The following is an 18,120-nucleotide window of genomic DNA, read 5'->3' on the forward strand; positions in this document are numbered from 1 at the left end:
GCCCGGCGCCTGCGCACGTCAACCAGCACCACAACCGAAGGTCCGTCCATTGAGCACCAGCGCACCAAGCAGCAGCGGCGCCGCCGCCCGCGGGGACATCAGCGGGGAAATCAGCCGCGAAATTAGCCGGGCCACGAGCCCGGAAGCCGGCGCCCCGGACCCCTATATGCCCGGCCACGGGACCAATGCCTACCGCGTCACCCGGTATGAACTCGATCTGGACTACCGGGTCAGCAGCAACCGCCTTGCCGGGCACGCCGTCCTGCACGCCATCACGCAGCTCCCGACGTCGGCGATCGTCCTGGACCTGGCCGGCTTGCGGGCCACGAAGATCCAGCTCAACGGGCGCAGGGTACGCCGGTTCACGCAGCGGGCCGAGCAGCTCGTTGTCTACCCCGACAACCCGCTGCTCGCCACCGAGGCCTTCACGCTGGACATCCGCTATGAGGGGTACCCCGCGCCGCGCCGCGGCGTGTGGGGCGAAGTGGGCTGGGAGGAGCTCTCCGATGGGGTGCTGGTCGCCGGGCAGCCCAACGGGGCAGCCTCCTGGTTTCCGTGCAATGACCACCCGCGGGACAAAGCGACTTACCTCATCACCGTGACCACCGACGCGAACTACCGGGCCGTGTGCAACGGGGTGCTGCTCTCCCGCACCAGCAGGGCCAGCCGCGAGACCTGGGTCTTTGAGCAGGCCGAACCCATGGCCACCTACCTGGCCACGGTCCAGATCGGCCGCTACGAGCTCCTGACGCTCAATGCCGACCGGCCCTCAGGGCACGTTCCGCAGTATGTGGCCGTGCCGGCGTCGCTGCAGGCGGGCGCCCGGGCCGCCCTGGCCCGCCAGCCCGACATGATGCGGACCTTCACCAATTGCTTTGGGCCGTACCCGTTCCCGGAGTACACGGTGGTGGTCACCGACGACGTCCTGGAAATCCCGCTGGAAGCGCAGACACTGTCCATCCTGGGTCCCAACCATCTGCGGCAGGACTGGGAATCACAGCGGATGATCGCCCACGAACTCGCCCACCAGTGGTTCGGGAACTCCCTGACCACTGCGACCTGGAAGGACATCTGGCTGCACGAGGGCTTTGCCTGCTACGCGGAATGGATCTGGTCTGAAGAGGCTGGCATCATGTCGGCGGCTGCCCGCGCGCGCGCCGCCTGGCGCAAGCTCGCCGCTGCCCCGCAGGACCTGATGGTGGGCGACCCCGGCCCCGAACTGATGTTTGACGACCGGGTCTACAAACGCGGCGCCCTGGCCCTGCACGCCCTGCGGGTACGCTGCGGCGACCTGGCGTTCTTCGCCCTGCTGCACGACTGGACGGACCGCTTCCGGCACGGCACCGTAACCACCGCCGACTTCATCGTCGCGGCCGCCCACACGACGGGCCTGGACGCAGAGGCCCTGTTGCACCCCTGGCTGTTCGCCGACGCCCTGCCGCCGCTCCCGCAGGCAACGCCGCCCAAGATCTGATCAGGGGCCGGAGCCCTGACTAGGGAAGGACCGCCAGGGCGACGGCTGCCACGAGATCAGCGGGCAGGCCCGTCTCTGCCGGCGGCAGGTCCCGGAGCCCTGCGCGGCCGTTCACTGTCGGCCCCAGCACGTCCAGGGTGTCCGGGGCCGTCTGCAGCCCGGTGCCCAGCATTTTGAGCCAGGCCTCCTTGCGCGCCCACAGGCGCGCCCTGCCCTGCAGCAGCGTGATGCCGGCCAGCCCGGCGAGGTGCCGTTGTTCCGCCGGCGTCAACACGACGTCGTCGAACCCGTCGAAGTCCGCCCGGGCCGGATCCTCGACGTCGATGCCCAGGTGCTCGCCCGGGTCCGGGTCCACGACCCCGGCCAGAAGCGTCCAGCCGGCCGCACGGGACAGGCTCAGCAGCAGCGGCGCCGCCTGGCCGCGGAGCAGGTAGCCGGGCCGGCCGTGTGAGATGTCCGCGCCGGTGCCGCACCGTGGGCAGCTGTACGAGGCGGTGAGGTCCGACGCCGGAACGCCGAGCAGGCCGGCGGCGAACCGGCGCTGCGCGAGCCGCCCGTGCAGGAAGTCCTCCCGGGTCCGCGGGGTCATGGCCCGGGCCCGGACGAGTTCGGCCCCGTCCAGCAGGGAGCGGGAGTCGCGTTCCAGCTCCGGTTCCGGGTAAAGGGCTGGTGCCGCGTCCACGGTCGCCCCCAGGTCCTTGGGAACCCCGGGGTCGCCGGGAACGCGAAAGGGCGGGCAGGTACGCACAACAAGGTGTGATGCCATGACCCGCCCCTTTCAGAAACGTCTGCGCTGTGACCAGCGCAGTCCTCAGCGCTGCACCGCTCCGAATCGTTCGTGGGCGGCGGCCACGGCACCTTCACGGGCCTCCGAGGCCTCGTCCGCCGTCAGGGTGCGGTCGTCGGCGCGGAAGCGCAGGCTGAACGCCAGCGACTTCTTGCCTTCCTCGATGCCCTTGCCCGCGTAGACATCGAACAACGCGACGTCCTCGAGCAGTTCGCCGGCGCCTTCACGCAGCGCAGCCAGCACCTCCCCGGCCGGGACGTCCTGCGCCACCACCAGGGCCACGTCCTGCGTGGCCACCGGGTACGTCGAGATGTGCCGGGCCACGATCACGTCGGCGGCTGCCTCGAAGAGGGCGTCGGCGTTCAGTTCCAGTGCCACGGACCGGGCCGGCATGTCGTGCGCCGCCAGCAGCTTCGGGTGCAGCTCGCCGGCGTAGCCCACCACTTCGCCGGTGCGCAGTTCAAGCTGCGCCGCCCGGCCCGGGTGGAAGGCCTGATGCCGGCCCTGCGTGACCAGGAGCTCGACGCCGATCACGTCGCCGGCGATCCGGGCGATGTCCACCGCGTCCGCCCAGTCCCAGGCCCGCGGGGCGTGGCCCGGGGCAGCGGGAGAGTCGTGCCCCGTGAGCACGGCGGCGAGGTGCAGCGGCTGGTCCGGGACGCCGTCGTACAGGGCATCGAGCACGTCGTCGCCGGGCTTGACGCCGAGCGGCGGAATCGCGGATGTGCCAAGCTTCTCGCCCGGCAGGAACACGAGCCCGGCCTCGAAAAGGGCGAGGTCGCGGAAGCCGCGGGAGTGGTTGCGCTTGGCAACCTCGATCAGGCCCGGCAGGACGGAGGTCCGCAGGAAACCGTGCTCCTCGCTGATGGGGTTGGCCAGCTTGAGGGCCTTGCGCTCCGCACCTTCGGCGGGGACGCCAAAGGTGTCATTGGCGGCCTTCGAGACGAACGGATACGCCAGCACCTCGGTGAGTCCGGCGTCGGCGAGGGCCTGGATCAGGCGGCGGCGCTGCTGTTGGACGCGGGTCAGGCCACGGCCCGGGGGCGCCACGGGCAGGGTCGCCGGGATCTTGTCGTAGCCGACCAGCCGGGCGATTTCCTCGGTGAGGTCGTCCTTGGTCTCGAGGTCCTGGCGCCAGCTCGGGGCGGTCACCGTGTAGCCGTTGCCGGTCTTGGCAACGACGGCGCCGAGGTCCTCGAGCGAGGTCAGGATCTGTTCCTCGGTGAAGTCGATCCCGATCCGGGCTGCCGCGTACTCTGCCGGCAGTTCGATGGTGACGGCGTCCGGCGCGGTCCCGACGTCGGTCCCGGCCTCGTCGGCCGTTCCGCCGGCGAGTTCGACCAGCAGGTCCACCACACGCTGGGCGGCCACGTCGGCCACCTGCCAGTCCACGCCGCGTTCGAAGCGCTTGGACGCCTCGGAGGGCAGCTTGTGCCGGCGGCGGGCACGGGCGATCGAGACCTCGTCGAAGTGCGCGGCCTCGACCAGGACGTTCGTGGTGGTGTCCGAGACTTCGGTGTGGGCACCGCCCATGACACCGGCGATTCCGATGGGCCCGGATTCGTCCGTGATCAGCAGATCCTCGACGTCGAGCGTGCGCTCTTTGTCGTCCAGGGTGGTGATCTTCTCCCCCGCCGTGGCCCGCCGGACCACGATGTCGCCGGCCAGCTTGTCCAGGTCATAGCAGTGGTTCGGCTGCCCGAGCTCGAGCATGACGTAGTTGGAGATGTCCACGGGCAGGGAGATGGACCGGATGCCGGCGAGCCGGAGACGGGAGGTCATCCACGGCGGGGTGGGCCGGGTGGCGTCGACACCGCGCACGGTGCGGGCCACGAAACGGTCGCAGCCGGGCTTGCCGTAGATGGGGGCGTCGTCGTTGAGCTTGACGCCGTAGCCGCCGGAGAGCGACTGCGGAACCTGGACCTTGGAGACCGGGTCCGTGAACACGGTGCCGGTGGCGTGCGCGTATTCACGGGCCGCACCGCGGATGGAGAAGCAGTAGCTGCGGTCAGGGGTGACGTTGATTTCGGCGGCCTGGTCGTAGAGGCCGAGCAGTTCCATCGCGTCGGTGCCCAGTTCCGGGTCGAGGCCGATCCGGGACAGCACCAGGATGCCGTCGTGGTCCTCCCCGATGCCGAGTTCGCGGACGGAGGCGATCATGCCGGCAGAGAGGTGCCCGTAGGTCTTGCGCGCGGAGATCCTGAAGTCGCCCGGCAGCACGGCGCCCGGAAGGGTGACCACCACCTTGTCGCCTTCCACGAAGTTGTGGGCGCCGCAGATGATGCCCTGCACGCCGGAGGGATCGATGCCGGCGCCGGTCAGGGTCTGCTCACTGCCCTCGGGGACAACCCGGACCTGGCACCAGTTGATGGTCTTGCCGTTGGACTGGGGTTCCTTGACGATGCTGAGCACCTGGCCAACCACGATCGGACCCTGGACGGCGTCCGTGGGCCGGTGGACTGCTTCTTCTTCGAGCCCGACCTTGACGAGCTCGGCCATGACGTCTTCGGCCGTCGCTTCGGCCGGTACCTGCGCGAATTCGCGCAGCCATGAAAGTGGGATACGCACTGTTAGATCTCCATCCCGAAGTGCTCGCTGAAACGTACGTCGCCTTCAATCATGTCGCGCATGTCGCCAACCTCGTTGCGGAACATGAGGGTGCGTTCGATGCCCATGCCGAAGGCAAAGCCTGAATAGATGTCCGGGTCGATCCCGGCCGCGCGCAGGACATTGGCGTTGACCATGCCGCAACCGCCCCACTCGATCCAGCTGGGGCCGCCCTTGGCGCCCGGGTGCCAGATGTCCAGCTCCGCGGAGGGCTCGGTGAACGGAAAGTAGTTGGGCCGCAGCCGGATCTGGGCTTCCGCGCCGAACATCTGGCGTGCGAAGTGCTCCAGGGTGCCGCGGAGGTCCGCCATGCTCAGGTTCTTGTCGATGGCCAGGCCCTCGAACTGGTGGAACACGGGGGTGTGCGTCGCGTCGAGCTCGTCCGTGCGGAACACCTTGCCCGGGCACAGCACATAGATGGGCAGCTCCCGTTCCAGCATGGAGCGGACCTGCACCGGCGAGGTGTGCGTGCGCATGAGCAGGTGGGCCTCGGGCGGCTCGACGAAGAACGTGTCCTGCATGTCGCGGGCGGGGTGGTCCGGCTTGAAGTTCAGGGCATCGAAGTTAAACCATTCGGACTCGACCTCGGGCCCTTCGGCGATTTCCCAACCCATGCCGACAAAGATGTCCGCCACGCGGTCCTGCAGCGTGGACAGCGGGTGCCGTGCACCGGCCGTGCGCCGGCGCGGCGCTGCCGTGACATCCACGGTCTCTTCGACGAGGATCCGCGCGTCGTTCTCGGCCTCGAGCGCGACCGTGCGGTCCGCGAGCGCCTTGTTGACCCGTCCCCTCGAGGCGCCCATGAGCTTGCCGGCGGCGGCCTTCTGGTCCTTGGGCAGCGCGCCGATCTCACGGTTGGCGAGGCTCAGGGCGGACTTCTCGCCCGTGTGGGCGAGGCGCACGGCCTTGAGTTCATCGAGGGTCGCGGCGGCGGCGATGGCGGCAACGGCCTGGTCTACGGCGGCGGTAATGGCGGCTTCATCCAGAGGATTCGGGACGGCTGCGTCCGGCAAAGTTTCAGTCATCTACTGTTCTTAGCTACGAGTCGGATCATGCCAACAGCGTGCGCCGGGCACAGGGCGCGGCGCAGGTTCTCGGCAAGGCTTGTGGTCACTGTCCCCAGTCTAGTAGACGGCCGTCGGCGGCATGGCACGGCCGCCCCGCACGTGACGCAGCGGTGCCGGCTGCACCTGGGCACGCCAACGCCTGGATTCCAAGGGCACGGGACATCCCGGCGGACCCCTGACTGCCGGGCACACCCCCGGTTACCATGGCCTCATGACGCCCGGACAACGGCTTCGCCAGATCGCCAACCTGCTCAACGGCTCCACCCTGCTGGGCCTGCTGCTGGCAGCCTTGGCGCGGACAACCGTCAGCTCCGGTCCGCGCGGATTGCTGATCGCTGGCCGCTACCGCTGGCGGTTGCCGTTTGCTGCGGCCTTCACGGTGGGCAACGTGATCCTCTTCCGGGCCGGACCGGAATCCGCCCGCGCCAATCCAGTGCTGCTGGGCCACGAGGAGCGCCACAGCACCCAATACGCCTGGTGCCTCGGGCTGCCCTTCCTTCCGCTGTACTTCATGGCCGCCGGCTGGTCCCTCTGGCGCACGGGCAACCCGGGCAGCGCCAACATCTTCGAGCGGCACGCCGGTCTGGAAGCGGGCGGCTACCCCCGGCCCGGCCTGCCCGGAACCAGACCACGCACGCACCGCAGAATGGGCACCGCCCCCGAACGTTACGAGGCCTGACATGACAGACAGCCCCCGAAGCATCTCCGTTGCAGGAACCGGCAGCGCCGAGGCGGCGCCGGACCTGCTGACCGTGTCGATCGGCGTTGAATGCCGCCGCGAGACCGTGGCCGAGGCCTACAGCGAGGCCGGAACACGATCGGCCGCCATCACGTCGGAGCTCCGGCAGCACGGCGTGGACAGCGCGGACTTGTCCACCTCGGGGCTGAACGTCCGGGCCGAGCTGAACTGGCAGGATGGCCGGGGCCAGACCGTGACCGGCTATCTGGCCTCCAGCACGCTCACCGTCAGGATCCGCGAGTTGTCCGCGTCCTCGCAGATCCTTGCCGCGGCGGTTGCTGCCGGCGGCGACGCCGTCCGGCTGAACGGGCTGACCCTCGGCTTCGCCGACCCCTCGGCCGTGGAAGCCCGGGCCCGGGAGGCCGCCTGGCAGGACGCCCGCACCACCGCCGAGCATTACGCAGCCCTCGCGGGAACCGGGCTGGGCAGGGTCCTGTCCCTCACCCAACACACCGGCTTCCAGGCGCCGATCCCCGTGGCGAAGATGCAGCGGGAAGCGGCGGTGGCCTCACTCACTGTCGAGGCCGGCGAGTCGGGCGTCACCGCCACGATCGGCGTCGTCTGGGAACTGCTGGACTGATTGTCCAGTAATTGTTGGAGTAGTTGTCTCGCGTCGCCGACGGCGGCCGCCACCGCTTCGGGCGGCGGATGACCGGCTGGGGCTAGTGGGTTGCGCCGGCAGGGAGCTTGAGATCCGCCGTCGTCGCCAGCGCAGTGCGCACGACGACGGCGAGCGCCGCCGCCATCTGGGCGGCCGGCAGCGAGGGGGCACTGCTCCCGGCCGGAAGCTGCGTGTCCTGGTAGGGGACGTGGACAAAGCCTCCCCTGGTGCCCGGACGTAACCGCAGGGCGTGCATGAGCGTGTAGAAGACGTGGTTGCAGACATAGGTCCCGGCACTCTGGGACACTTCGGCCGGGATCTGCTCTGCGGTCAACGCCGCGAGCGCCGCCTTGACGGGCAGCGACGTGAAATAGGCTGCCGGTCCGCCCGGGACTACGGGTTCGTCCACGGGCTGATTGCCGGCATTGTCCGGAATCCGGGCGTCGTCACAATTGATGGCCACCCGTTCCAGCGAGATGCGCGCCCTCCCGCCGGCCTGGCCGGCGCACAGCACAAGCTCCGGCGTGAAACGCTCGAGGGCCTCCGCCAGCACCTGGGCCGACTCGCCGAAGACGCATGGCAATTCCACCGCCTGGACATCCAGCCCTTCGGATTGGAGCAGCCGTGCCGCCGAACGGGCCGCTGCCCACGACGGATTGGCCGTATCGCCGCCAAATGGCTCGAACCCGGTCAGGAGAATCATCGCCCCAGCCTAGCAACGCCCTTCCACTGCCCGGCAAGGCGCCACCCCCGCGGCACCCTTAACCCGGCCCCGTCCGCACTTGGCCGCCGGGGCAGGTGTCGCTCCGGCCTCACGCGTGGTTCCGCGTCGGCAGGGTGAGGATTTCGGCCCCGTCGTTGGTGATGGCGATCGTGTGCTCACTGTGTGCAGTCCGGCAGCCGGTCGCACTTCGGAGCGTCCACCCGTCGGCGTCGGTGATGAGTTCAGCGGTGTCGGCCATGACCCATGGCTCCAGGGCGAGCAGCAGCCCGGGGCGCAGCTTGTAGCCACGGCCTGGCCGTCCGGTGTTGGGAATGTGCGGGTCCTGGTGCATGGTCGATCCGATGCCATGGCCCCCGAACTCGGTGTTGATCGGGTACCCCGCCTCGCCAAGGACTGAGCCGATGGCATGGGAGATGTCGCCGATCCTGGCTCCGGGCCGGGCAGCGGCTATCCCTGCGCTCAACGCGCGCTCGGTCGCGCTGATCATCCCGACGCCTTCCGGGGGCTTTGAGCCGCCCACGATGAAGCTGATGGCGGAGTCTGCTGCGACTCCCCGCTTGGAGACGGCGAGGTCGAGTGTCAGCAGGTCGCCATCGGCCAGCGTGTAGTCGCGTGGGAGTCCGTGGAGCACGGCGTCGTTGACGGCCGTGCAGATGTAGTGTCCGAACGGCCCGCGGCCGAAGGACGGCTCGTAGTCGACGTAACAGGACTGCGCCCCAGCCTCGGCGATCATGGCCTGCGCCCAACGGTCGAGGTCCAGGAGGTTCGCGCCGACCGTGCTGCGGTTCTTCAGCGTCTGCAGGATGTCAGCTACAAGGGCGCCTGTCTCTTTTGCCCGGGCAAGTTCGGTGGGATTCAGGATCTCGATCATGCGGCGCCTTTCTCACGCGTCCAATAACTATACCGGTCATATTATCCCGGTATAATCGAAGCCATGGTCAGGTTGCCCCTCACATTCGCAGAGATCGAGCGCGGACAGCGCCTCGGCGCCCTGTTGCGCCGCGCCAGGGGGGGACGCTCGATGCTCGACATCGCGCTCGATGCACGCGTCTCACCGGAAACCCTCCGGAAGATCGAGACGGGCCGCGTAGCGACCCCCGCCTTCCCGACCATCGCCGCTATCGCCGGCGTCCTCGGACTCTCCCTCGATGCGGTGTGGGCCGAGGTCAACCAGACCAAACGCGCTACTGAACCAACCGGCCCTGATCACAACGCCCGTGAGCGGCTGGCTTCGTAAGCCTCGATCCCGCAGCTGCGCAGGCCGCCCCATGCTGCAACCGGCCGCCGCCTCGCCCGTCAGCATCCTTGACATTCAGTCGAACATATATTCGAATGTAGGCATGAGATGGGACGCACAAGCACTTGAGCGCGGCGATTCCCCGGCCGCCGCTTCGCCCACGGCTGCCCTGCTGCCGCTGGCCGGACTCGTGCGGACGGTCTCCACCCCGGAGTTTGCCGGGATCACCTTCCATGAGGTCACCGCCAAATCGGTGCTCAACAAGGTGGTCGCCGGTTCGCGGATGCCCTTCGACTGGACCGTCAACCCCTACCGCGGCTGCAGCCACGCCTGCGTCTACTGCTTCGCGCGCAAGAGCCACACCTATCTGGACTTCGACGCCGGTCTGGACTTCGACAGCCAGGTGGTGGTCAAGATCAACGCCGCCGAGATCCTGCGCAAGGAGCTGGCCAAGCCCTCCTGGCGGCACGAGCACGTGGCCCTCGGCACCAACACGGACCCGTACCAGCGCGCCGAGGGCCGCTACCAGCTCATGCCCGGCATCATCGGTGCCCTCGCCGATTCCGGCACTCCCCTGTCCATCCTCACCAAGGGCACGCTCCTTGCCCGGGACATCCCGCTGCTGAAGCATGCCGCGGCCCAGGTGCCGGTGGGCGTGGGCATCTCGCTGGCCATGACCAACGAGCAGCTGTCCGAAGCCGTGGAACCGGGCACGCCTGGGCCACGTGCCCGGCTGAAGCTCATCTCCCGTCTGCGGGAAGCGGGCCTGCCCTGCGGCGTCATGGCCATGCCCATCCTGCCGTGGCTCTCCGACAGCGACGACGCCCTCGACTCCCTCTTCGGGGCCCTCGCGGCGGCCGGTGCCACAGGGGTCACGGCCGGTGCGCTGTACCTGAAGCCGGGCACCCGTGAATGGTTCATGCAGTGGATCGCCCGGGAACATCCGCACCTGGCGGGAAAGTACCGCCGCCTGTACGGCAGCGGGTCGTACGCATCCAAGGAATACCGCGCCTGGCTGGCAGGGCGGGTCCGGTATTTCAAGGACCTGCACGGCTTCTCCGGCTCGCAGGGCTTCAGCCACCGGGACCTGGACGGGGGCAGCGACCATGACAACGCCCGGGAGGAAGAAGCCCAGTACCCGGCCGGGAGCATCCCGGACACCGCGGGGCACGCAAACCCACGCCACGCCGGCGCCATCCGTTCCGACGCGGCCCAGCCCACACTGTTTTGAAGCCAGCTCCACCTCAAGCACACAGAGCCATGTGCTCCCCTGCGCAGTCAGCCGGAGCGGAAAGTGCCCTGAGCCGCCGGGCGCAGGATGCCTAGAGCGCCTTGACTGCGCCGAGCACCCTGGCCAGTGAATCCTTGGCGTCCCCGAACAGGAGCGTGGTCTTGGGATCGTGCAGGAGCTCATTCTCGATGCCGGCAAACCCCGGGCGCATGGACCGCTTCAGGAACACGACCTGCTGGGCCTGCACCACTTCCAGGATCGGCATCCCGTAAATCGGCGAACCCGGCGAAGACTTGGCCGCCGGGTTGACGACGTCATTGGCCCCGACTACCAGGACGATGTCCGTGGTCGCGAATTCGGGATTGACTTCCGCGAGCTCCCGCAGTGACTCGTACGGCACGTTGGCCTCGGCCAGCAGCACGTTCATGTGGCCCGGCATGCGTCCCGCCACGGGATGGATGGCGAACACGACGTCCACGCCGCGCGCGCCCAGGGCCGTGGCAAGCTCCGCCACTGTGTGCTGGCCCTGGGCCACGGCGAGCCCATAACCGGGAACGATCACCACCCGCTGGGCGTAGCCGAGCTGGACGGCAATGTCCTCCGGGGACGAGGAACGCACTGGCCGGTCGCTCAGGGCGGTGGAACCCGCCGTCGAGCCGCCCTTGAACGCCCCGAACATGATTCCGCCGACTCCGCGCCCCATGGCCGAGGCCATGACCTTGGTCAGGATGGTGCCGCTCGCGCCCACGAGCGTCCCGGCGACCAGCAGCAGGACATTGCCCAGGACCACGCCCGACGCTGCCACCGCCAGCCCCGTGAAGGCATTCAGCAGGGAGATCACGATCGGCACGTCCGCCCCGCCCACGGGCAGCACCAGGAGCAGCCCTGCGGCGAGGCCCAGGCCCAGCAATGCGAGCGACCAGCCCAGCGACCCGGTCAGGACCACCAGAGCTCCTGAGATGACCGCCCCCAGCAGGACGGCCCCCATCACCCAGGGCATCCCGGGAAACAGCAGCGGACGGGTGCTGATGAGCTCCTGCAGCTTGCCCACGGTCACCGCGGAGCCGGCGAAGGATACGGCGCCCACCAGCATGGTGAAGACGACGGCCAGGCGGACCCAGGGATCTTCCTGGTGGCCAAGTTCCAGTACGGCGACGAGCGCCGCGGCCCCGCCTCCGACGCCGTTGAAGAGCGCCACGAGTTGGGGCATCTGGGTCATCTGCACCCGGCGCGCCACGGGGAAGGCAATCGCGGAGCCCACGGCGATGGCCGCGAGGATGAGTGGAACATTTTCCAGCCGCGCGGAGAGGAAGACGGTGACGACGGCGAGCAGCGCCCCGGCCGCGCCGATGGCGTTGCCGCGGCGGGCAGTTCGTGGCGAGCTGAGGCCCTTGAGCGCCAGGATGAAGCAGACGGCGGCCACAAGGTAGAGCAGGGCTGTCCATTCGGGGCTCAGGAGGCTCATTTGGACTCCCCCGCCGCGTCGGCGGAGCTCCCCTCACCGGGGTGTCCTTCGCCCGCGGTTCCGCCAGCCTTGGCGGCGCCGCTTGGGGCGGGGATGCGTGTCCGTTTGTGGGCGCTGAACATCTCCAGCATCCGGTCCGTGACCACAAAGCCGCCCACCAGGTTGACGGTGGCTAGGACGACGGCCAGGAGCGCGACGCCGAGGACCCACGGGTCACTGGCCTGTCCGGCGACGATGATGGCGCCGACCAGGATGATGCCGTGGATGGCGTTGGCGCCGGACATGAGCGGTGTGTGCAGTTTGCTGGTGACCTTGGAGACGACTTCGAAGCCAACGAACACCGCGAGCACCACCACGGTCAGCAAGACGACGGGGCCCATCACGCCTCCCTTTCCAATGCTTCCGCGGTGGGGGCGTGCCGCACCGTGCCGCCGTGGGTCAGGCACGTTCCGGCGACCACGTCGTCGTCGAAGTCCGGGGCCACCGAGCCGCAGTTGGTCATGAGCGCGAGGAAGTTGCTGACGTTCCGGGCGAAAAGCCGGGACGCGTCCGAGGGCATGGCGGATGCCGCGTCCTGCAAACCTACGAGCGTGACCGATCCGCCGTCGACCGGCACCTGCACGTCCTGGCCGGCGATCACGCCTTCGACGTTGCCTCCGGACTCCGCGGCGAGGTCGACGACGACAGACCCTGCCCGCATGCCGGCCACCATGGCGGTGGTCACCAGCAAGGGAGCGGCCCGGCCGGGGATGGCCGCCGTCGTGATCAGGACGTCCGCCGCCGCGACATGCGGGGCCAGGAGGCTGCGCTGGCGTTGCGCCCGGTCCTCACCGAGGGCACGGGCGTAGCCTCCGGTTCCGTCTGCCGCCGCATCGATGTCCAGGTTGATGAACGTGCCGCCCATCGAGGCGACTTCCTCGGCGGAGGCGGCCCGGATGTCGTTGGCCGAGACCCGGGCGCCGAGCCGCTTTGCCGTGCCGATCGCCTGCAGCCCGGCGACGCCGGCCCCAAGGACGAGCACCCTCGCCGGCGGGATGGTACCGGCGGCGGTCATGTAGAGCGGGAAGAACCGCGGGTAGCGGACGGCGGCTTCCAGCACGGCGCGGTAGCCCGTGACCAGGGACTGGGAGCTGAGCGCATCCATGGACTGCGCCCGGGAGATCCGCGGAAGCAGCTCCAGGGCGAACGAGGTGATCCCGGCAGCGGCGAGTGTTCGGACGGTCGGCAGCTCCGAGGACGGCGATGCCAGCCCGATGGTGACCGCGCCGGGCCGCAGCCGGGCCGCGGCCTCCGGGGTGAGCGGGCGGACATGCAGCAGGACGTCCAGGGCCTCGAACGGGAGCTCGGAGATGACCGTCGCCCCGGCCTCCTTGAAGGCGGCGTCGGCGAAGCCTGCTTCGGTGCCGGCACCGCTCTCGACCAGAAGATGGAGCCCGAGCGCCGTCAGCTGCCGGGCCGTCTCCGGTGTGGCCGCGACGCGGCGTTCTCCGGCTCGCTGCTCTCGTCCGACACCGACCTGCACGGGCCACTCCTCTCGGTTGGGATCAGAGTAGGCACATGCCTGACCGTTTGGCGAGAGGCGGGCTCCCGAAGCGCGGCGGCGGGTCCGGTCAGCGGCCCAGGCCCGCTTCCACTCCGCGCGGCCCGGTGGCCTGCACAGCCGCCAGGAGGGCCTCGACGATGGGGAGGTCCGCCGGGATCCACGGCAGGTCCAGGACCCCTGCCGGATTGCGGAGGTCGAGCCAGCGCAATTCGTCATGGTCCTCCAGCGGCCGGGGTTCTCCCTGCGCGAGCTCCGCGAACCAGACCCTCATCGCCGCCTTCGCGTTGAGCGGCCAGCCCGCGGCGGTTTCCGCGGGCAGCTCCGCCCCGAGCCGCACCAGCACGCCCAGTTCTTCCCGGAGCTCGCGGTGCAGGGCGTCCTCGGCGGCCTCGCCTGGTTCGACTTTTCCGCCCGGGAACTCCCACATTCCGGCAAACTGCGGCGGCGCCGTGCGCCGGGCCACAAGGAGCATGCCCGGGTCGGCCAGGGAGTCCACTACTGCGCCGCCAACGACGCCTATGAGTCCAGTCACGCCCTCAAGTCTAAGGCGGGCGCAGGGTCCGGCGCCCGGGGGCCGGGGCCAGGGCCAGCCCAGGTAGGGGACAATGGTGGAGGCGGCCGCCACGACACCTTCCGGAATACTCGGCGCCCCCTCCCGGTTCTTAAAAGCATATTTATCTGTCCGATCCATCCGGTCCCTCCCGGAAAATCTCTCCGAAAAGACGAATGACAACCACCACACACGCCCCGGCGCCGACCAAGTCCGGCACCCGTCACGTTGCCATGGCAATCATTGCCCTCGCGATGGGCGGCTTTGGCATCGGCACCACGGAATTCACCATGATGGGCCTGCTCAAGGAGATCGAACAGGGCCTGAACATCAGCACGCCCGAGGCAGGTCACCTGATTTCGGCCTACGCCCTCGGCGTCGTGATTGGCGCGCCGGTGCTGGCCGCGGTCGGGGCCAAACTCCCGCGGAAGTATCTGGCCCTCGGGCTCATGCTCTTCTTCAGCATCGCCAACCTCAGTTCCTTCCTCGCCCCGGACTACGGCTCCATGCTGGTGTCCCGGTTCGCCGCGGGACTCCCCCACGGCGCCTTCTTCGGGGTTGCGGCCGTGATTGCCGCGTCCCTGGTGGCGCCGACCAAGCGGGGCTGGGCCATTTCGATGGTCATGGCCGGGCTGACGGTGTCCAACGTCATTGGCGTCCCCTTCGCCACCTGGCTGGGCCAGAGCTACGGGTGGCGGCTGCTGTTCCTGCTGGTGGGCCTGATCGGCATCATTACGCTGTTCATGCTGTGGAAGTTCGTCCCGTTCCAGAAACCGCACGCCGATGCCAGCTTCCGCAGGGAGCTCGGCGCGCTCAAGCGGCTGCAGGTGTGGCTTGCCATCCTGGTCGGCATCGTCGGCTTCGGCGGGTTCTTCGCGACCTACACCTACATTTCGCACACCATGACCTCCGTCGCCGGCCTCCCGGCGGCCTGGCTGCCGCTGGTCGTGGCCCTGTACGGCGTGGGCATGGTGGTGGGCAACATCGTTGGCGGCCGGATCGCCGACAAGTCCGTCATGGGCACGATTTACTGGGTCCTGCCCGGCACGGCGGTGGCACTCGTGGTTTATGCCGTGGGCGTCCACTGGGCCTGGTCCGCGCTGGTCATGGTGTTCGTCGTTGGCGCCGCCGGGTCCATGCTCGTTCCCGCCCTGCAGACCAGGCTGCTCGATGCGTCCCCTGATGCACCGTCGCTGGCCTCCTCGCTGAACCATGCTGCGCTCAACGTCGCCAACGCCCTCGGTGCCTTCCTGGGCGGCCTGGTGATCGCCTGGGGCTGGGGCTACGTCGCCCCCGCGCTCGTGGGCGCCGTCCTGGCCGTGCTGGGTCTCGGGGTCGCCGCCTTCAGCGGCGCCGTGGAACGCCGGCGGCCGCTGGCCTCCTAGCCACCCCGCCACCCGCCACCCGCCAGAACAGCCTCGGCCGCGGTACCCCGCCAACGGCAGAGGAAGAGGCCGAGGCAGCAGGGTGCAGATGCTCCAAAAAGAACAGCAGTCCTGTCCAGTGATGCACTGGGCAGGACTGCTGTTCTGTTGAGGGGCTGCCGTTCCATCTGGCGGCTGCCGTTCTCCCTATGGGCTTCCGTTCTCCCTGTGGGCTGGGCGGCTCAGGGGGTGCTGACGCGCTGCACATCCGGTTCCAGATAGATGACCCGGGCAATCGGGACGGCTTCCCGAACCCGGACCTCCGCGTCATCAATCGCCTTCGCAATGTCCTGGCCCGAGTCCGAACGGCCGATGCTGATCTTGGCCGCCACCAGCAGCTCCTCGGGGCCAAGGTGCATGGTCTTGAGGTGAATGATGCTGGTGCCGCCGGCCTCGATCGCGCTGCGGATCTTGGCGACGTCATCGCGGGTGGCCGACTCGCCCAGCAGCAGGGACTTGGTTTCCATGGCCAGCACCACGGCGATCGCCACGAGCAGCAGACCGATCATCGCGGTGCCGAGGGCGTCCCAGATGCCGTTCCCGGTCAGGAGCGTCAGGCCCACGCCGAAGAGCGCGAACACCAGGCCCACGAGGGCGCCGAAGTCCTCGAGCAGGATCACCGGGAGTTCCGGCTGCTTGGCGTTGCGGATGAACTTAACCCAGCTCTGCTTCCCACGCAGGGGGTTGGATTCGATGATCGCTGTCCGGAACGAGAACGACTCGGCAATGATCGCGCCGATCAGGACGGCCAGCGGCACCCACCAGAAGTCACCTTCGATGGCGTGCGGGTGCTGGATTTTTCCCCAGGCCTCGTACAGTGCGAACAGGCCGCCGACGCTGAAAAGCACAATCGAAACGATGAAGGCGTAGATGTAACGCTCGCGGCCGTAGCCGAAGGGGTGCTCGGGGCTGGCTTCCCGCTTTGCGCGTTTGCCGCCGAGCAGGAGCAGCAGCTGGTTGCCGGAGTCTGCGAGGGAGTGAATCGCCTCGGCCAGCATGGACGAGGACAGCGTCAGAAAGTAGGCGACGAACTTCAAAACGGCGATGGTCAGGTTTGCGGCCAGCGCCGCGAGAATCGCCTTGGTACCGCCATTTGCAGCCACGTGAGCTTCTCCTTATGGGGTTCTTCCGGGGTGTATGCGAACACCGGAAGAACCCAGCGCCCACAAGGAATACCGTACCGGTTTCCGGGCCGGCGCCGAACCGCGGCGGGGACCAACGCTGCCACGTAACGATTGGGTAGTCCCCTGCTGACAAGCAATCCGCCCTATGTTAGCTTGAAGCCATATTCGGTATTCACAATTTGGATGCCGAAAAATATGTAGGAGGAGACATGGGCTTTCTTGGCTGGATCATTCTCGGACTCATAGTGGGTGCAATCGTCAAGGCACTCTTGCCCGGCAGGGTCGGTGGCGGCTGGGTTACCAGCCTCGTGCTCGGCGTCGTCGGCGCGATTGTTGGCGGCTGGATCGGGGACCTGCTGTTCGGCGGCGGCAAGATGGAATTCTGGAATCTCGGTTCCTGGCTCCTGGCCATCGTCGGTGGCCTCGCGGCCGCGTTCATCTACGGCGCCATCACAGGGCGCAACAAGACCACCACCTAATTCTTCAAGGCACTGGCCGCACACTTTGTGCGGGGGGCGGCAGTGACACTACGACGGCGGGGCTCACCATTCGGTGGGCCCCGCCTTTCGTTTGGCCTGCGTTTTTCGGACAGGAATTCCTGCCGGACCCGCTGGTTTCCTGCTGAGCGGCTAGGGGGTTTGCTGGGAGCGGGCGCTGGCGTACAGGCAGACAGTGGCTGCGGTGCCGAGGTTCAGGCTTTCCGCTTCCCCGTACACCGGCACGGCCACCCGGTGGTCGGCCAGCGCGATCTCGTCCTCGGACAGGCCTTGGGCCTCGTTGCCGAAGAGCCAGGCGGTCGGCTGTTCCAACGCGTACACCGATTCGGCGGCGGATGCCCCCAGGCGGCGGGCCGCGTTCTCGTCCTGGAGACGGTCCAGGTCCAGTTGTCCCTTGCCGTCCGCGGCCAGCACGCCGACGCCACGCTCCCGGCAGCGGGCCACGACTTCCTCGACCTCCGCGCCGAGGACAACGGGCAGATGGAACAGGGAACCCGCCGTCGACCGCACGGCCTTGGGGTTGTAGATGTCCACGCTCGAGCCGGTCAGGATGACGGCGTCGGCGCCGGCGGCGTCGGCCGCCCGCAACACGGTGCCGGCGTTGCCGGGGTCCCGGACCTGGCACAGGACGGCAATCAGCCGCGGGCCGGTGTCGAGCACGTGCTCAAGGCTGACGTCCAGGAAGCCGCAGACGGCAATGATGCCCTGTGGGGTGACGGTGTCCGCCATCGCAGCGATCACTTCGTCGGTTGCGAGGTGCGCGTGGGTTCCCTCGGCCAGCTGCTCCAGCTCCGGGTGGCGGTCCAGGCAGGCCTCGGTGGCGTACACCTCATAGACGATGCCGGGCTCCCCCGCAGCGATCCTCTTCCGGTGCAGGACCAAGGCCTCACGGACCGCCTGCGGGCCTTCGGCCAGGAACTCGCGACGCTTTAAACGGGCCGGGCGCCCGGCAAGCTGTGCCACCTTCCTCATCCGATCAGCTCGGGGGTTGGAGAGTGGAAAGTCTTGCGGGCGCCCGGTTTCGTTCATATAAGAACCTTAGTGGCTATT

At 68.6% G+C, this 18,120-nt stretch carries 18 protein-coding genes; 7 read left to right on the top strand and 11 right to left on the bottom strand.

The window, feature by feature from the left end; genetic code table 11:
• The first annotated feature begins 49 nt into the window (after positions 1-49).
• Complete coding sequence (locus AC1DDH_RS18345) at positions 50-1,474, top strand: M1 family metallopeptidase (protein WP_476947819.1); 1,425 nt, start codon at positions 50-52, stop codon at positions 1,472-1,474.
• Between the two features lie 19 nt (positions 1,475-1,493).
• Here the strand turns inward: AC1DDH_RS18345 and AC1DDH_RS18350 are convergent, their stop codons facing one another.
• The 3 genes from AC1DDH_RS18350 to pheS are packed head-to-tail and all read right to left on the bottom strand — an operon-like array spanning position 1,494 to position 5,893.
• A complete protein-coding gene (locus tag AC1DDH_RS18350; protein WP_476956024.1) occupies positions 1,494-2,240 on the bottom strand; it encodes a 4'-phosphopantetheinyl transferase family protein in 747 nt (248 codons plus the stop codon).
• Between the two features lie 45 nt (positions 2,241-2,285).
• On the bottom strand, positions 2,286-4,829 hold the full coding sequence (gene pheT / locus AC1DDH_RS18355; RefSeq protein WP_476856413.1) for a phenylalanine--tRNA ligase subunit beta: 2,544 nt from the start codon (positions 4,827-4,829) through the stop codon (positions 2,286-2,288).
• A gap of 2 nt (positions 4,830-4,831) precedes the next feature.
• On the bottom strand, positions 4,832-5,893 hold the full coding sequence (pheS, locus tag AC1DDH_RS18360; protein ID WP_028277258.1) for a phenylalanine--tRNA ligase subunit alpha: 1,062 nt from the start codon (positions 5,891-5,893) through the stop codon (positions 4,832-4,834).
• Positions 5,894-6,146: 253 nt separating this feature from the next.
• On the opposite strand from pheS, the gene AC1DDH_RS18365 reads away from it, so the two are divergent.
• Both AC1DDH_RS18365 and AC1DDH_RS18370 read left to right on the top strand, forming a co-directional pair.
• A complete protein-coding gene (locus AC1DDH_RS18365) occupies positions 6,147-6,614 on the top strand; it encodes a hypothetical protein (RefSeq protein ID WP_476956025.1) in 468 nt (155 codons plus the stop codon).
• A gap of 1 nt (position 6,615) precedes the next feature.
• Entirely contained in the window at positions 6,616-7,254 is a 639-nt protein-coding gene (locus tag AC1DDH_RS18370) for an SIMPL domain-containing protein (protein ID WP_476956026.1), read from the top strand.
• An 82-nt stretch (positions 7,255-7,336) separates the two neighbouring features.
• On the opposite strand, the gene pcp is transcribed toward AC1DDH_RS18370, so the two are convergent.
• Positions 7,337-7,978 (bottom strand): pyroglutamyl-peptidase I, encoded by a 642-nt coding sequence (pcp, locus tag AC1DDH_RS18375; RefSeq protein ID WP_476872813.1) that lies wholly within the window; start codon positions 7,976-7,978, stop codon positions 7,337-7,339.
• Positions 7,979-8,087: 109 nt separating this feature from the next.
• Complete coding sequence (map, locus tag AC1DDH_RS18380; protein WP_476956027.1) at positions 8,088-8,870, bottom strand: type I methionyl aminopeptidase; 783 nt, start codon at positions 8,868-8,870, stop codon at positions 8,088-8,090.
• Between the two features lie 63 nt (positions 8,871-8,933).
• Between map and AC1DDH_RS18385 the strand changes: the two genes are divergently transcribed.
• On the top strand, positions 8,934-9,236 hold the full coding sequence (locus AC1DDH_RS18385; protein ID WP_476956028.1) for a helix-turn-helix domain-containing protein: 303 nt from the start codon (positions 8,934-8,936) through the stop codon (positions 9,234-9,236).
• Between the two features lie 103 nt (positions 9,237-9,339).
• Positions 9,340-10,467 (top strand): Rv2578c family radical SAM protein, encoded by a 1,128-nt coding sequence (locus AC1DDH_RS18390; RefSeq protein ID WP_476956029.1) that lies wholly within the window; start codon positions 9,340-9,342, stop codon positions 10,465-10,467.
• Positions 10,468-10,558: 91 nt separating this feature from the next.
• Here AC1DDH_RS18390 and AC1DDH_RS18395 read toward each other — a convergent pair whose 3' ends face one another.
• The 4 genes from AC1DDH_RS18395 to AC1DDH_RS18410 form a co-directional block, all read right to left on the bottom strand.
• Positions 10,559-11,932, bottom strand: coding sequence for an NAD(P)(+) transhydrogenase (Re/Si-specific) subunit beta (locus tag AC1DDH_RS18395; RefSeq protein WP_223917215.1), 1,374 nt, complete (start codon positions 11,930-11,932; stop codon positions 10,559-10,561).
• Positions 11,929-12,312 carry an NAD(P) transhydrogenase subunit alpha part 2 gene (locus AC1DDH_RS18400; protein WP_230008096.1) on the bottom strand — a complete coding sequence of 128 codons (384 nt, stop codon included), beginning with the start codon at positions 12,310-12,312 and terminating at the stop codon, positions 11,929-11,931. Before AC1DDH_RS18400 ends, AC1DDH_RS18395 begins: the two co-directional genes overlap by 4 nt.
• Positions 12,312-13,454, bottom strand: coding sequence for a Re/Si-specific NAD(P)(+) transhydrogenase subunit alpha (locus AC1DDH_RS18405; protein ID WP_476956030.1), 1,143 nt, complete (start codon positions 13,452-13,454; stop codon positions 12,312-12,314). The genes AC1DDH_RS18400 and AC1DDH_RS18405 overlap by 1 nt, the downstream gene beginning before the upstream one ends.
• Positions 13,455-13,542: 88 nt before the next feature.
• The gene (locus AC1DDH_RS18410; RefSeq protein WP_290370340.1) at positions 13,543-14,007 is read right to left on the bottom strand and encodes a (deoxy)nucleoside triphosphate pyrophosphohydrolase; all 465 of its coding nucleotides are present in this window, start codon (positions 14,005-14,007) and stop codon (positions 13,543-13,545) included.
• 194 nt (positions 14,008-14,201) lie between these two features.
• Here AC1DDH_RS18410 and AC1DDH_RS18415 point away from each other — a divergent pair, with 194 nt between their 5' ends.
• On the top strand, positions 14,202-15,410 hold the full coding sequence (locus tag AC1DDH_RS18415; protein ID WP_476849463.1) for an MFS transporter: 1,209 nt from the start codon (positions 14,202-14,204) through the stop codon (positions 15,408-15,410).
• Positions 15,411-15,631: 221 nt separating this feature from the next.
• On the opposite strand, the gene AC1DDH_RS18420 is transcribed toward AC1DDH_RS18415, so the two are convergent.
• Positions 15,632-16,552 carry a cation diffusion facilitator family transporter gene (locus AC1DDH_RS18420; RefSeq protein WP_476956031.1) on the bottom strand — a complete coding sequence of 307 codons (921 nt, stop codon included), beginning with the start codon at positions 16,550-16,552 and terminating at the stop codon, positions 15,632-15,634.
• 230 nt (positions 16,553-16,782) lie between these two features.
• Here AC1DDH_RS18420 and AC1DDH_RS18425 point away from each other — a divergent pair, with 230 nt between their 5' ends.
• Complete coding sequence (locus tag AC1DDH_RS18425) at positions 16,783-17,052, top strand: GlsB/YeaQ/YmgE family stress response membrane protein (RefSeq protein ID WP_230010760.1); 270 nt, start codon at positions 16,783-16,785, stop codon at positions 17,050-17,052.
• A gap of 150 nt (positions 17,053-17,202) precedes the next feature.
• On the opposite strand, the gene AC1DDH_RS18430 is transcribed toward AC1DDH_RS18425, so the two are convergent.
• Positions 17,203-18,099: a TrmH family RNA methyltransferase gene (locus AC1DDH_RS18430; RefSeq protein WP_223917207.1), complete on the bottom strand. Its 897-nt coding sequence runs from the start codon at positions 18,097-18,099 to the stop codon at positions 17,203-17,205.
• Between the last annotated feature and the right edge of the window lie 21 nt (positions 18,100-18,120).

The sequence above is a fragment of the Arthrobacter sp. 10T425 genome, assembly GCF_056393985.1.

Excerpts from the sequence above, each read along its gene's own strand:
- AC1DDH_RS18395 (WP_223917215.1), bottom strand. The coding sequence starts at position 11,932 with ATGAGCCTCCTGAGCCCCGAATGGACAGCCCTGCTCTACCTTGTGGCC.
- AC1DDH_RS18390 (WP_476956029.1), top strand. The coding sequence starts at position 9,340 with ATGAGATGGGACGCACAAGCACTTGAGCGCGGCGATTCCCCGGCCGCC.
- AC1DDH_RS18400 (WP_230008096.1), bottom strand. The coding sequence starts at position 12,312 with ATGGGCCCCGTCGTCTTGCTGACCGTGGTGGTGCTCGCGGTGTTCGTT.
- AC1DDH_RS18415 (WP_476849463.1), top strand. The coding sequence starts at position 14,202 with ATGACAACCACCACACACGCCCCGGCGCCGACCAAGTCCGGCACCCGT.
- AC1DDH_RS18370 (WP_476956026.1), top strand. The coding sequence starts at position 6,616 with ATGACAGACAGCCCCCGAAGCATCTCCGTTGCAGGAACCGGCAGCGCC.
- AC1DDH_RS18365 (WP_476956025.1), top strand. The coding sequence starts at position 6,147 with ATGACGCCCGGACAACGGCTTCGCCAGATCGCCAACCTGCTCAACGGC.
- AC1DDH_RS18350 (WP_476956024.1), bottom strand. The coding sequence starts at position 2,240 with ATGGCATCACACCTTGTTGTGCGTACCTGCCCGCCCTTTCGCGTTCCC.
- AC1DDH_RS18430 (WP_223917207.1), bottom strand. The coding sequence starts at position 18,099 with ATGAACGAAACCGGGCGCCCGCAAGACTTTCCACTCTCCAACCCCCGA.
- AC1DDH_RS18425 (WP_230010760.1), top strand. The coding sequence starts at position 16,783 with ATGGGCTTTCTTGGCTGGATCATTCTCGGACTCATAGTGGGTGCAATC.
- AC1DDH_RS18385 (WP_476956028.1), top strand. The coding sequence starts at position 8,934 with ATGGTCAGGTTGCCCCTCACATTCGCAGAGATCGAGCGCGGACAGCGC.
- map (WP_476956027.1), bottom strand. The coding sequence starts at position 8,870 with ATGATCGAGATCCTGAATCCCACCGAACTTGCCCGGGCAAAAGAGACA.
- pcp (WP_476872813.1), bottom strand. The coding sequence starts at position 7,978 with ATGATTCTCCTGACCGGGTTCGAGCCATTTGGCGGCGATACGGCCAAT.
- pheS (WP_028277258.1), bottom strand. The coding sequence starts at position 5,893 with ATGACTGAAACTTTGCCGGACGCAGCCGTCCCGAATCCTCTGGATGAA.